The organism is Kitasatospora sp. NPDC127111 (assembly GCF_042677465.1).
In the GTDB taxonomy this organism is placed as follows: Bacteria; Actinomycetota; Actinomycetes; order Streptomycetales; family Streptomycetaceae; genus Kitasatospora.
Map to the genome: position 1 here is coordinate 172,314 of NZ_JBHXTG010000005.1, position 13,271 is coordinate 185,584.

Sequence of the window (13,271 nt, forward strand, 5' to 3'; positions counted from 1 at the left end):
TCCACGCCACCTTCGTGCCGGGGAGAACCGGACAGTTAAGGACACACTGTCGTGAGCACTGCTACAACTGTGAAATCCGGCGTCGTTCTGATCGCCGAGGAGCTGTCGCCCGCAACCGTCGACGCCCTCGGTCCCGATTTCGAGATCCGCCACTGCAACGGCGCCGACCGCACCGAGCTGCTGACCGCGATCGCCGACGTGGACGCCATCCTGATCCGGTCCGCCACCAAGGTGGACGCGGAGGCGCTGGCCGCCGCCCGCAAGCTCAAGGTGGTCGCCCGGGCCGGCGTCGGCCTGGACAACGTGGACGTGTCCGCCGCCACCAAGGCCGGCGTCATGGTCGTCAACGCGCCGACCTCCAACATCGTCACCGCCGCCGAGCTGGCCTGCGGCCTGCTGATCTCGGTCGCCCGCAACATCGCGCCCGCCAACGCCGCGCTGAAGCAGGGCGAGTGGAAGCGCAACAAGTACACCGGCGTCGAGCTGAGCGAGAAGACCCTCGGCGTCGTCGGCCTCGGCCGGATCGGCGTGCTGGTCGCCCAGCGGATGTCCGCCTTCGGCATGAAGATCGTCGCGTACGACCCCTACATCCAGGCCGCGCGCGCCGCGCAGATGGGGGTCAAGCTGGTCTCGCTGGAGGAGCTGCTGGAGGTCTCGGACTTCATCACCGTCCACCTCCCGAAGACCCCGGAGACCATCGGCCTGATCGGCGACGAGGCGCTGCACAAGGTCAAGCCGACCGTCCGCATCGTCAACGCCGCCCGCGGCGGCATCGTGGACGAGGCCGCGCTCGCCAGCGCCCTGCGCGACGGCCGGGTGGCCGGCGCCGGCCTGGACGTCTACGCCAAGGAGCCGTGCACCGACTCCCCGCTGTTCGCCTTCGACAACGTGGTCGCCACCCCGCACCTGGGCGCCTCCACCGACGAGGCGCAGGAGAAGGCCGGCATCGCGGTCGCCAAGTCGGTGCGCCTGGCGCTGGCCGGCGAGCTCGTCCCGGACGCGGTCAACGTCCAGGGCGGCGTGATCGCCGAGGACGTCCGCCCGGGCCTGCCGCTGGCGGAGAAGCTCGGCCGGATCTTCACCGCGCTGGCCGGCGAGGTGGCCGTCCGGCTGGACGTCGAGGTCCGCGGCGAGATCACCCAGCACGACGTCAAGGTGCTCGAACTGTCCGCCCTCAAGGGCGTGTTCGAGGACGTGGTGGCGGAGACGGTGTCCTACGTCAACGCCCCGCTGTTCGCCCAGGAGCGCGGCGTCGAGGTGCGCCTGACCACCTCCAGCGAGAGCCCCGAGCACCGCAACGTGATCACCGTCCGCGGCACCCTGGCCGACGGCGGCGAGATCGCCATCTCCGGCACCCTGGCCGGGCCGAAGCAGACCCAGAAGATCGTCGGCGTGGACGCCTTCGACGTGGACGTCGCGCTCACCGACCACATGGCGTTCTTCAAGTACGAGGACCGCCCGGGCGTGGTCGGCGTCCTCGGCCGCCACCTCGGCGACGCCGGCATCAACATCGCGGGCATGCAGGTCGCCCGTGACGGCAGCGGCGCGCTGGCCTCCATCACCGTGGACAGCCAGATCCCGCAGGACGTGCTGTCCACCATCGCCGCGGAGATCGGCGCCCGCTTCGCCCGTTCGGTCGACCTGGGCGCCTGAGCGCGGCCGCAGCACCCGGCGACAGCTCTTCCAGCAGGGCCCGGACCACCGGTTTCCACCGGCGGTCCGGGCCCTGCTGCGTGCCTCCGGGTGAGTCCCGTCTCAGATACTAGGAAATCCAAGTATTCGTGCAGACACGGCAGGGCACTGGTCGTACCGTGGAAGAGCCATACGGTGTGCCGCCCCTGTAGCCAGGGCGTGCGGCCCGTGTGCGCCCGTACGCGCCGAAGGGCAGGCGATCCCCGCCCGGCGTACCTCTCTCCCCACCTCTTCCGTGCGCCGTCACGATCTCTTCGTGGCCGTCACGACGCATTCGATCCAAGGAGCCCGGTATGCCCCCCACCGCAGACCGTCACGCCACCCCCGCCCCCGCCGCCACCCCCGCCCGCACCCCGCGCCGCCGCCGCGCGACCGAGCGGAACCCCTTCGCGGCCGCCGCCCTGCAGCGCTCGCTGGACCGCCGCGACAACGGCGGCGTGACCGGCCACCTCTGATGCTCACTCCGGCCTTCCTACGGGTCCGCCTCCGGGCGGTGGCGTTCATCCGCCGAATGGGCCGAACGGACTGAGTGCCCGTCACCCACCGGAGTGCAAGTGACGCCCGTTGGAGGGACGTTGCTCGCACTCCCCGGCGAGGTCTCCTATAAGTGGGGCCCCGGAGGGGTGATCGACGTCCGCGCGGGCGGGCGTCAGCGACACGGCGTGCGGATCAGTCCCCCTCGCCGGGGGAGAGGGCCCAGTGCGTCAGCCACCCGTCCGTCGTCCGATCGCCCGGATCGGACTCACCTTCGCCCTGCTGACCGGACCCGCGCTGCTCGGCGCGGCCCCGGCGGCCGGAAGCCCGCCGACGGTTCCGCCCGACCGTCCGGCCTCCGTCCTGCTGGAGCTCACCACCGAGGCCGCCGGACCGGCCTGGCGGCGGGCGGCCGCCGAGGCGCGGCGGGCCCAGCGCTCCCCGGAGGCCGTCCGCCGGGAGGCCGCGCAGGCCGGGGCCGGGCAGCGGTCGCGGGCCTCCGACGCGCTCGACCGGCTGGCCGCCGCCGTCCACGGCGCGGCGCCCACCGCCCGCGAGCTCTACCGCACCCGCACCCTGCTCACCGGCCTCGCCGTCACCGTGCCCGCCGACCGGCTGCCCGCCCTGCGCGCGCTGCCCGGCGTCCGGGCCGTCCACCCGATCGTCCGCAAGCAGCGGGACAACGCCCACTCCGTCCCGCTGACCGGCGCGCCCCGGGTCTGGGCCGGCGCCTCGGCCGACGCCGGCGGCAACACCGGCCAGGGCGTCCGGATCGGCGTCATCGACAGCGGCATCGACTACACCCACGCCGACTTCGGCGGCCCCGGTACCGAGGAGGCGTTCAAGGCGGTCGACGGCGCCAAGCCCGCGCCCGCCGGCGTCTTCCCCACCGCCAAGGTGGTGGGCGGCCGCGACCTGGTCGGCGACGACTACAACCCGGACCCGTCCGCCCCGAACTACCAGCCCGACCCGCACCCCGACGACAACCCGATCGACTGCGCGCTCAACGGCCACGGCACGCACGTCGCCGGCACCGCCGCCGGGCTCGGCGTCACCACCGACGGGCACCCGTACACCGGCCCCTACCGGCCCGGCCTCGACCCGGCCGGCTTCAAGGTCGGCCCGGGCGCCGCACCCGGCGCCCAGCTCTACGCGATCCGGGTGTTCGGCTGCGACGGCTCCACCGACCAGCTCGCCCAGGCCCTCGACGTCGCCGCCGACCCGGACGGCGACGGCGACCTCGGCGACCGGCTCGACGTCGTCAACCTCTCGCTCGGCAGCCGCTTCGGCTCGCCCGACGACGCCGACGCCCTCGCCGTCGACCGGCTCTCCGCCCTGGGCACCGTGGTGGTCGCCGCGGCCGGCAACGAGGGCGACGTCTACGGCATCGGCGGCAGCCCCGGCACCGCCGCCCGGGCCCTCGCCGTCGCCGCCTCCGTCGACCCGCACAGCGACGCCGACGGCATCACCGTGCTCGCCCCCGAGCCGCTCGCCGCCACCGTCCCGGCCCACTGGAGCGGCCGCTACCAGGGCTGGTCCACCGCCGAGGTGAGCGGCCGGCTCGCGCTGCCCGCCGACCAGTCCGACGGCTGCGCCGCCTTCACCGAGGCCGACCGGCAACGGCTCACCGGCAAGATCGCCGTACTCGCCTGGCGCACCCGCGAGTCCGAACGCGCCTGCGGCTCCGGCCCGCGCGCCGACCACGCCGCCGACGCCGGCGCCGTCGGCGCCCTGCTCGCCGCCGACGACGACCACCTCGCCGAGATCGCCGGCAACGACCGCATCCCGGTCGCCCTGCTCGCCCACGCCGACGGCGAACGGCTGCGCCAGGGCGCGGCCTCCGGCCCGGTCGACGTCCGGCTCGCCGTGCCCGGCAACCCGCTGCACGGCGTCGTCCCCCAGGACCAGCCGCAACGCACCGACACCCTCACCGACTTCACCTCGCGCGGCATCGGGGTGCCCGGCGTGGTCAAGCCCGACCTGGCCGCGCCCGGCGAGACCATCTGGTCCGCCAAGGCCGGCAGCGGCGGCGGGGGCCAGCGCGAGGACGGCACCTCGATGGCCACCCCGCACGTGGCCGGTCTGGCCGCCCTGGTCCGCGCCGCCCACCCCGACTGGACGGTCGAGCAGCTCAAGGCCGCGCTGATGAACACGGCCGGGGACACCTGGCTCGGCGACGGCGGCACCGGCCCGGTCTACGGCCCCGAACGCACCGGCGCCGGACGGGCCCGGGTCGACGCCGCCGTCCGCACCCCCGCCGTGGCCTACGCGGCCGGCGAGGGCGCGGTCGAGGGCAGCGTCGGCGTCTCCTTCGGCCCGGTCGCGGTCGGCGGGGCGTTCACCGCCACCCGCGAGGTCGAGGTCCGCAACCTCTCCGGCACGGCCGTCACGTACCGCACCGGCTACGCGGCCGCCACCGAACTCCCCGGCGCCCGCTACGAGATCGCCCCCGACCGGGTCGAGGTGCCGGCCGGCGGCACCGCCCGGGTCCGGATCACGCTCGCCGTCCCCGGGCAACTCGGCCGCGCCCCCGACCCGACCATCGCCACCCTCCAGGGCGGCAAGGCCCGCAGCTACCGCGGCGAGCTCTCCGGCCGGCTGCTGCTCACCCCCGAGCCGGACCAGGACCTGCCCGCGCTGCGGGTCCCGGTGCTGGCCGCCCCGCGGCCGGCCTCCGACCTCACCGCGGCCAGCCCGATCCGCCTCGGCCGCTCCAACGCGCTGATCACCCTCGGCGGCACCCCCGCGCCGGCCGAACGGCCCGGGCTGCTCAGCGCCTTCGCGCTCGGCGGCGAGGGCGCCCGCTGGCCCGACTGCCCGCCGAACAGCGGTGCGGCGGTCGGCCCCGGCGCGGGCATCGTCCCCGAGGACAGCACCGAGCCGCAGGCCCCGCAGGACGTCTGCGTCGAACGCCCCGGCGACCGGGCCGCCAACCTGCGCGCGGTCGGCGCCGCCTCGGACGCCCCGGCCGTCGCCGACGGACAGGGGATGCTCTACCTCGCCGCCCAGGTCTGGGCCCCCGCCACCACCCCGGTGGGGGTCTTCGGCGTCCGGGCCTCGCTGGACACCGACGGGGACGGCACGACGGACGTCCTGGTGAAGGCCGACCGGCAGCGCGGCAGCGACGTCCTGGTGGCCCGCACGCTGGACGCCCGGACCGGCACCGAGCTGGACGTCCAGCCGCTCAACGCCCGCTGGGGCGACACCGACACGGCGCTGCTGGACAGCGACGTGCTGGTGCTGCCGGTCCGGATCGCCGCCCTCCCGGGCGTGAGGGCGGGCCACAGCACCGTCCGCTACGGCCTCTGGACCGGCGTCGCGACCACGGGCAAGCCCGACCCGGCCGAGGCCTTCTCGGCGGTCGGCCTGCGCGGCGTCCGGCCCACCCTCGCCGTCGACGTGCTGCACCCCGCCGTGGACATCCGCACCGGCCCGGGCGGCCCCACCGCGATGGCCGCCGCCCTCCCGCCGGGCACCGTCCTCGACGTCCACCGCGCCGACGCCGACCGGTCCAAGCTGCTGTTGCTGCACCACTTCAACCGCGACGACCACCGGGGCGAGATCCTCACCCTGCCCTGACGCCGCCCCGCACCCGAGGAGCCGCCGCCCCCGCCCGGGGCGGCGGCTCCGTGCCGTTCCGCGCCCTCATCGCGGAGGCCCTAGCGGGACCTCCACCCCCACGTGCCGCCCGGGGGCCGCCACTCCTCCCGCCAGGCCCGCTCCGCGGCCGCGCGGCGGAGGCGGCGCGGGGTGCGGGTCGGCCGGTGGCGGAGGCGGCCGAAGACGGCGGCGAGGGCGGTGGCGGCGGCCGAGGCGAGCGCCAGGGTGAGGCCCTCGGTGAGGCCGGGCGGCCGGAAGGAGCAGTTGATCCGGTCGGCGCCGGAGCCGAGCGGCACGCCGATCATGCCCAGCACGGACCGCGGCGCCGCGTACGGCCCGCCGCCGGCCGAGCAGGTCCAGCCGGTGGTGGCCGGGACGGAGAGCAGGGCCGTCCCGGTGCTGCCCGTCGGCAGGTCGGCGGCGAGGCCGTGGCCGCCGGCGCCGATCCGGGTGGCGCCGGTGGCGGTGAGCCGGGTGACGGCGGCGTCCAGCGCGCCGGGCCGCAGGCAGCCGACCGGCCGGGCCGGCACCTGGGTGACGGCGTCCGCGCGCAGCACCACCCGGACCACGCCGTCGGCGGGGACCACCCCGAGCCGGTGGATCGGGACCGCGGTGGTGGGCTGCGCGCCGTCGCTGCGGTAGGTGGTGCCGAGGCCGCTCACCGTGCCGTTGAACCAGACCCCGTGGAAGTACGCCGTGCCGCCCGGCGTGCAGGCCGCGGTGAACGCGGTGCCCTCCGTACCGGCCGGGGTGGCGGGCACGGACCAGCCGCTGCTGCCGTGCGCGATGGGCGCCGGGCCGCCGGCCGGGACGGGCCCGGGCACGTCGTACACCCGCTCGCCGAGCAGCGACTCCTGCCGGGACCAGACCGAGGAGGTGTCCGTCCCCGCCCCCGGCCGCAGCACGGTGACCAGCGGGGGCGCGGCGGCCCGGACGGCCGTGAAGCCGTCCGGCGGCGGCCCGTCGTCGAGGTGGGCGTGGACGGCGAACAGCGCCTGCCCGACCGGGTCGGTGGCGCCGGCGGTCTGCCGGCCGCCGGCCGTCCAGCCCGCGCCGAGGTCGTGCAGCAGATACGCGGTGACGGTGGGCAGGTAGCCGCTGGAGTAGCCGCCGCCCTGGCCGTCGAGCAGCAGCGGGTCGTTCGGGGTGAAGGCGTGCGGGCCGGGGTCGGTGCGGGCGCGCGGCCACTCGGCGGCCTGCCGCAGGACGGCGTACCCGGCCCGGACGGGGGCCCCGGCGACCGTGCCGGCGGTCGGGGCACCGAGCGCCGCGTAGGTGGACCAGACGGCGCCGCCGAACACCGCGCAGCCCAGAACGGCGGTCGCCGCGGCGCCGGCCCGGCGGTCGGCGTGCCGGTGCTCCAGGGTCCACAGCGCGGCGAGCAGGACGGCGCCCCCCACGGTGAGCAGCACCCAGGTGGAGGCCCGGACCGAACGCTGGCCGGCGGCGACGAGGGCGACCGCCAGCACCACGGCGGCCCCGCCGGCCAGGGTCACGGTGTCCGGCCGGTGCGCCAGCGAGACCCAGCCGGCCAGTACCAGCAGGCCGCTGAGCACGAAGGCGACCCGGTACGGGCCGCCGGCCGGGATCGCCAGGCCGTGCCAGACCAGGACGGTCGGCGTCCAGACGAAGCTGAGCACCACCAGCGCCAGCAGCCCGCACCAGACGATCCGTTCGCGGGCCCGCACCCGGCGGTTGAACGGCAGCCCGGCGACCAGCAGCAGGCCGAGCAGGCCGATCGAGACGTCCGGGACGGGCGGCCCGCCGTGGGTGCCGGGCAGCAGCCGGGCGAGGTGGCCGCCGAGCCCGGACGGGCCGAGCGGCTGCACCGGGGACTCCGGCTGGGCCTCCTGCGCGGCCCGGACGGCGACGAACAGCACGGGCGCGGCGAGCAGGACTCCGGCGGTGGCGGCGGTGACGGCCCGGCCGGTCACCCGGACCAGGGCCCGGAACGGCCGTCGGACGGCCAGCATCCGGACGGCGAGGACCAGGCCGGCCGTGATGGTGGCCATCGCCGCGGTGTAGAGGTTGCCGGCCCAGGCGGCGGCGACGCACAGGGCGGCCGTCGCCCAGCGCCGCTCGTGCAGGCACCAGTCGCCGGCCAGGACGAGCAGGGGCAGCGAGACGAGGCCCCAGAGCCACATCGGGGCGGCGCCGCCGACGGTCGGCACCCAGGCGCACAGCCCGTAGCCGACGGCGACGAGCGCCCGCAGCCAGTGCGGCCCGGCGTGCAGCCGGCCCAGCGCGTGGGTCATCAGCGCGGTGCCGAGGCCGATGCTGAACAGGGCCACCAGGAACACCGCGCACTGCCCCTGGTCGCGCGGCAGCAGGACGGTGGCCCAGGAGAACGGGTTCATGAGGTGGGCGAAGAAGTCGGCCAGGAACGGCGCCCCGTACCCGCTGTTCCAGTTGAACAGCAGGTCGCCGGGGGAGCGCCCGTGCGCGAGGTCCCACAGGTGGGCGTGGAACGGAACCGCCGTGTCCGCCGCCCCCGGCGGCCACGCCCCGCGCAGCGCCGCCGCCACCGCGTACGCCGCCATCCCCGCGCCTCCCCCCACCCCGCAGACCCGCACCTCCCGCCACCGCACGCCCATGGTGATCTGCCCCGTTCTGCGAGCAATGCCGGATCCGGATGCCCGCGAGCATAAGCGCGCCCCCGGCGCGGACTCCGGCGCACGCGCTCCCTCGTGGGAGTGGCGTGTCTGGCATCCACCCCGCCCCCACTGGCACCGTGGCCCCATGGACGAGGACGACCTCGACTGGCCGCGCCCCCCGGTGTCCGGCCGTGCCGCGGAGGACTTGGATCGGCTGCGGTGGCTTCCGTCCGGATGGTGGACGCCAGGTGTCAGCCCCTGGGACACCGGAGTAGGGTCCGACCATGTCTCGCACCATTCGTCTCGCAGTTGTCCCCGGTGACGGCATCGGCCAGGAAGTGGTGGCCGAAGGCCTCAAGGTCCTTGGCGCCGCGCTGCCCGCCGACGTGAAGCTGGAGACCACCGAGTACGACCTCGGCGCCCGGCGCTACCACCGCACCGGCGAGACGCTGCCGGACAGCGTGCTGGCGGAGCTCAAGGCCCACGACGCGATCCTGCTCGGCGCCATCGGCGACCCGAGCGTGCCGTCCGGCGTGCTGGAGCGCGGGCTGCTGCTGAAGCTGCGGTTCGCCTTCGACCACCACATCAACCTGCGGCCGGGCCGGCTCTTCCCCGGCGTGAAGTCCCCGCTGGCCGGCGAGCCGGCCATCGACTTCGTGGTCGTCCGCGAGGGCACCGAGGGCCCGTACGTCGGCAACGGCGGCACGCTGCGCACCGGGACCGAGCACGAGGTGGCCACCGAGGTCAGCCTCAACACCGCGTACGGCATCGAGCGGGTCGTCCGGGACGCCTACCGCCGGGCCCAGGCGCGCCCGCGCAAGAAGCTCACCCTGGTCCACAAGAACAACGTGCTGGTCCACGCGGGCCACCTGTGGACCCGGATCTTCGAGCAGGTCGGCCGGGAGTTCCCCGAGGTCACCACCGACTACCTGCACGTCGACGCGGCGACCATCTTCTTCGTCACCCAGCCCGAGCGGTTCGACGTGATCGTCACCGACAACCTGTTCGGCGACATCCTGACCGACCTGGCCGCGGCCGTCACCGGCGGCATCGGCCTGGCGGCCAGCGGCAACATCAACCCGAGCGGCGAGTTCCCGTCGATGTTCGAGCCCGTGCACGGCTCGGCGCCGGACATCGCCGGCCAGGGCAAGGCCGACCCGACCGCCACGGTGCTCTCGGTCGCCATGCTGCTGGACCACCTCGGCTTCGCCGCCGAGGCCGCCAAGGTCGAGGCCGCGGTCGCCGCGGACCTGGCCGAGCGGTCCGGCACCCGGACCACCTCGCAGGTCGGCGACGCGCTCGCCGCCCGAGTATCCGGCTAGCGGGCCGGAACCAACGAGTGGTGCTCCGGCTAGCGGGCCGGAACCGACGAGTGGTGCTCCGGCTGGCGGGCCGGAACCGACACAACGTGTTCCGGCCGACGGGCCGGACCGCATAACCGCAGCTTGCAGCTCCCCAAGGAGCCGGCAACTGTTCGGCACGGCCCTCTGGATGCGAGTATCGACAGTGGGCCGTGCCGTCGTGCGTTCGTTCCGGCGTTCGATCGCCGAAACGTTCACCCGACGGAGGCGGCCCGGACCTACCCCACGGTGAAGGACATACAGCCATGAGCACGCCCACCCAGGCGCCCATCACGTTCGACCTCAAGCCCTCCGCCCACCCGCTGTCCGACGCGGAGCGCGAGGCACGGCTGACCAACCCCGGCTTCGGGCGCGTCTTCACCGACCACATGGTCACCATCCGCTGGACCGAGGGCCTGGGCTGGCACGACGCCCAGCTGGCGCCGTACGCGCCGATCGAGATGGACCCGGCCAACATGACGCTCCACTACGGCCAGGCGATCTTCGAGGGCCTCAAGGCCTACCGCCAGGCCGACGGCTCCATCGCGACCTTCCGCCCGGAGGCCAACGCCGCCCGCTTCCAGGCCTCCGCCCGCCGCCTGGCGATGCCGGAGCTGCCGGTCGAGACCTTCGTCGAGGCGGTCGAGCTGCTGGTCCAGCAGGAGCAGAACTGGGTCCCGAACGAGCCGGAGCAGAGCCTCTACCTGCGGCCGTTCATGTTCGCCACCGAGGTCGGCCTGGGTGTCCGCCCGTCCAACTCCTACCTCTTCATGATCATCGCCTCGCCGGCCGGCGCCTACTTCCCCGGTGGCGTCAAGCCGGTCTCGGTCTGGCTCTCCGAGGACTACGTCCGCGCCGCGCCCGGCGGCACCGGTGCCGCCAAGTGCGCCGGCAACTACGCCGCCTCCCTGGTCGCCCAGGCCGAGGCCGCCGCCAAGGGCTGCGACCAGGTCGTCTGGCTCGACGCCGCCGAGCACCGGTGGATCGAGGAGATGGGCGGCATGAACCTCTACTTCGTCTTCGGCGAGGGCAAGGACGCGAAGATCGTCACCCCCGAGCTCTCCGGCGCGCTGCTGCCCGGCATCACCCGCGACTCGCTGCTGAGCCTGGCCGCCGACCTCGGCTACGCCGTCGAGGAGCGCAGGATCTCCACCGCCGAGTGGAAGCAGGGCAACGCCGACGGCACCCTCACCGAGGTCTTCGCCTGTGGCACCGCCGCCGTCATCACCCCGGTCGGCTCGGTCAAGTCGGCCGGCGGTGACTGGACCGTCGGCACCGGCGAGCCCGGCCCGGTCACCATGGAGCTGCGCCAGGCCCTGCTCGCCATCCAGGGCGGCCAGGCCGCCGACACCCACGGCTGGCTGCACAAGATCGTCTGATTCCGCACCGCCCCCGGCCTGCGCCGTTTCGGATGCCGAGACGGCCGGGCCGGGCGGCGGGGCATGTGCCAGACTGCCAGCGTGTCCTCGCTTTCGCTGATGATTAGCAGCAGGCGCGCCGGTCCGCAGTGACCGCTTCCGCAGGACCCGATGCGGAGGCGACCACCAGCGTCCAGACCCGCGCGCAGACCTCTCGCACCCGCGAGGGGTCTTTTTCGTTTTGGGCACCGCCCCAGGACGGAGCCCCCGGACCGGCCGGGCCCCCACAAGGAGCTCGGAGACACCGGGACGCGCGCGGGATGCTGGACAGTGGAGCCGGAGTGAGAAACCGGCAGAGCAGTACCGATCCTCCCCGAAACGGAGTACCCAGGGCCATGACCGAGGTCAGCCGAACCGACGACAGCTTCCACGTGTTCGACACCACCCTGCGCGACGGCGCGCAGCGGGAGGGCATCAACCTGACGGTGGCCGACAAGCTGGCCATCGCCCGGCACCTGGACGAGTTCGGGGTGGGCTTCATCGAGGGCGGCTGGCCCGGGGCCAACCCGCGCGACACCGAGTTCTTCGCCCGCGCCGCCGCCGAACTCGACCTCAAGCACGCGCAGCTGGTCGCCTTCGGTGCCACCCGGAGGGCCGGCGGGAAGGCCGCGGACGACCCGCAGCTGGTCGCGCTGGTCAACTCCGGCGCACCGGTGATCACCCTCGTCGCCAAGTCCCACGACCGGCACGTGGAGCTGGCGCTGCGCACCACCCTGGACGAGAACCTGGAGATGGTCCGGGACAGCGTCGCGTTCCTGCGTTCGCAGGGCCGCCGGGTCTTCATCGACTGCGAGCACTTCTTCGACGGCTACCAGGCCAACCGCGCGTACGCGCTGAGCGTGGTGCGGGCCGCGCACGAGGCCGGCGCCGACGTCGTCGTGCTCTGCGACACCAACGGCGGGATGCTGCCGGGCGGCGTCCGCGAGATCGTCGCCGAGGTGCTCGCCGCGACCGGCGCCCGGCTCGGCATCCACGCCCAGGACGACACCGGCTGCGCGGTGGCCAACACCCTGGCCGCGGTGGACGCCGGCGCCACCCACGTCCAGTGCACCGCCAACGGCTACGGCGAGCGGGTCGGCAACGCCAACCTGTTCCCGGTGGTCGGCGCGCTGGAGATCAAGTACGACCGCCGGGTGCTGCCGCCCGGCAGCCTGGCCGAGATGACCCGGATCTCGCACGCCATCGCCGAGCTGGTCAACCTGGCCCCCTCCACCCACCAGCCGTACGTCGGCTACTCCGCCTTCGCGCACAAGGCCGGCCTGCACGCCTCCGCGATCAAGGTCGACCCGGACCTGTACCAGCACATCGACCCGGAGACCGTCGGCAACACCATGCGGATGCTGGTCTCCGACATGGCCGGCCGCGCCTCGGTCGAACTCAAGGGCAAGGAGCTGGGCTACGACCTCTCCGCCGACCGGGACCTGGCCGGCCGGGTGGTCGCGCGGGTCAAGGAGCAGGAGAACCTCGGCTACACCTACGAGTCCGCCGACGCCTCCTTCGAGCTGCTGCTCCGGGACGAGGTGCGCGGCAAGCGCGAGCGCTTCTACACCCTGGAGTCCTGGCGGACCATCAGCGAGCAGGGGCCGGGGGAGTCCTCCCGGCCGGAGGCCGGGGGAGGCTTCACCGGCAACGAGGCGACCGTCAAGCTCTGGGCCAGGGGCGAGCGCCGCATCGCCACCGGCGAGGGCAACGGTCCGGTCAACGCCCTCGACCAGGCGCTGCGGACGGCGCTGGAGCGGATCTACCCGCAGCTGGCCAAGCTGGAGCTGGTGGACTACAAGGTCCGCATCCTGGAGGGCCAGCACGGCACCGGGTCCAAGACGCGGGTGCTGATCGAGTCCACCGACGGCACCGGCAGCTGGTCCACCGTCGGGGTGGCCGACAACGTGATCGCCGCCTCCTGGCTGGCCCTGGAGGACGCGTACACCTACGGCCTGATCCGGGCGGGGCTGGAGCCGACCGAGTAGCGGGAGGAACGCCACGGCCCACGGACTCGCGCCACGGCCCACGGACTCCCCCAGGAGCCCGTGGGCCGCTGTTGTCCGGCCCGTGTGGCGCGTTAGCGGAGGCGGGCGAGGAGGGCGTGCTCGACGAGGGTGATGAGGGCGCTCTTGGCGCTGTCGCGGCGTCGGGCGTCGAGGGTGATGACGGGG

At 74.8% G+C, this 13,271-nt stretch carries 7 protein-coding genes and 1 pseudogene; 6 read left to right on the forward strand and 2 right to left on the reverse strand.

All coding sequences use genetic code 11. The features are described from left to right. Nucleotides 1–69: 69 nt before the first annotated feature. From serA to ACFVHB_RS05660, 3 genes are all read left to right on the forward strand, one after another. A complete protein-coding gene (gene serA / locus ACFVHB_RS05650; RefSeq protein ID WP_380315594.1) occupies nucleotides 70–1,653 on the forward strand; it encodes a phosphoglycerate dehydrogenase in 1,584 nt (527 codons plus the stop codon). Between the two features lie 332 nt (nucleotides 1,654–1,985). Beyond that, nucleotides 1,986–2,147 carry a hypothetical protein gene (locus ACFVHB_RS05655; protein WP_380315553.1) on the forward strand — a complete coding sequence of 54 codons (162 nt, stop codon included), beginning with the start codon at nucleotides 1,986–1,988 and terminating at the stop codon, nucleotides 2,145–2,147. Nucleotides 2,148–2,391: 244 nt separating this feature from the next. Further along, nucleotides 2,392–5,745 (forward strand): S8 family serine peptidase, encoded by a 3,354-nt coding sequence (locus ACFVHB_RS05660; protein WP_380315555.1) that lies wholly within the window; start codon nucleotides 2,392–2,394, stop codon nucleotides 5,743–5,745. Between the two features lie 80 nt (nucleotides 5,746–5,825). On the opposite strand, the gene ACFVHB_RS05665 is transcribed toward ACFVHB_RS05660, so the two are convergent. After that, nucleotides 5,826–8,306 carry a YfhO family protein gene (locus tag ACFVHB_RS05665; protein ID WP_380315558.1) on the reverse strand — a complete coding sequence of 827 codons (2,481 nt, stop codon included), beginning with the start codon at nucleotides 8,304–8,306 and terminating at the stop codon, nucleotides 5,826–5,828. 338 nt (nucleotides 8,307–8,644) lie between these two features. Here ACFVHB_RS05665 and ACFVHB_RS05670 point away from each other — a divergent pair, with 338 nt between their 5' ends. The 3 genes from ACFVHB_RS05670 (at nucleotide 8,645) to cimA (ending at nucleotide 13,085) form a co-directional block, all read left to right on the forward strand. Then, nucleotides 8,645–9,682, forward strand: coding sequence for a 3-isopropylmalate dehydrogenase (locus tag ACFVHB_RS05670; protein WP_380315561.1), 1,038 nt, complete (start codon nucleotides 8,645–8,647; stop codon nucleotides 9,680–9,682). Between the two features lie 284 nt (nucleotides 9,683–9,966). Then, on the forward strand, nucleotides 9,967–11,079 hold the full coding sequence (locus tag ACFVHB_RS05675) for a branched-chain amino acid aminotransferase (RefSeq protein WP_380315564.1): 1,113 nt from the start codon (nucleotides 9,967–9,969) through the stop codon (nucleotides 11,077–11,079). 374 nt (nucleotides 11,080–11,453) lie between these two features. After that, entirely contained in the window at nucleotides 11,454–13,085 is a 1,632-nt protein-coding gene (gene cimA / locus ACFVHB_RS05680) for a citramalate synthase (RefSeq protein WP_380315567.1), read from the forward strand. A 92-nt stretch (nucleotides 13,086–13,177) separates the two neighbouring features. Here the strand turns inward: cimA and ACFVHB_RS05685 are convergent. Beyond that, nucleotides 13,178–13,271 (reverse strand): annotated as a pseudogene (locus tag ACFVHB_RS05685) (ATP-binding protein); the annotation flags it as partial.

Excerpts from the sequence above, each read along its gene's own strand:
- cimA (WP_380315567.1), top strand. The coding sequence starts at position 11,454 with ATGACCGAGGTCAGCCGAACCGACGACAGCTTCCACGTGTTCGACACC.
- ACFVHB_RS05655 (WP_380315553.1), top strand. The coding sequence starts at position 1,986 with ATGCCCCCCACCGCAGACCGTCACGCCACCCCCGCCCCCGCCGCCACC.
- ACFVHB_RS05665 (WP_380315558.1), bottom strand. The coding sequence starts at position 8,306 with ATGGCGGCGTACGCGGTGGCGGCGGCGCTGCGCGGGGCGTGGCCGCCG.
- ACFVHB_RS05670 (WP_380315561.1), top strand. The coding sequence starts at position 8,645 with ATGTCTCGCACCATTCGTCTCGCAGTTGTCCCCGGTGACGGCATCGGC.
- ACFVHB_RS05675 (WP_380315564.1), top strand. The coding sequence starts at position 9,967 with ATGAGCACGCCCACCCAGGCGCCCATCACGTTCGACCTCAAGCCCTCC.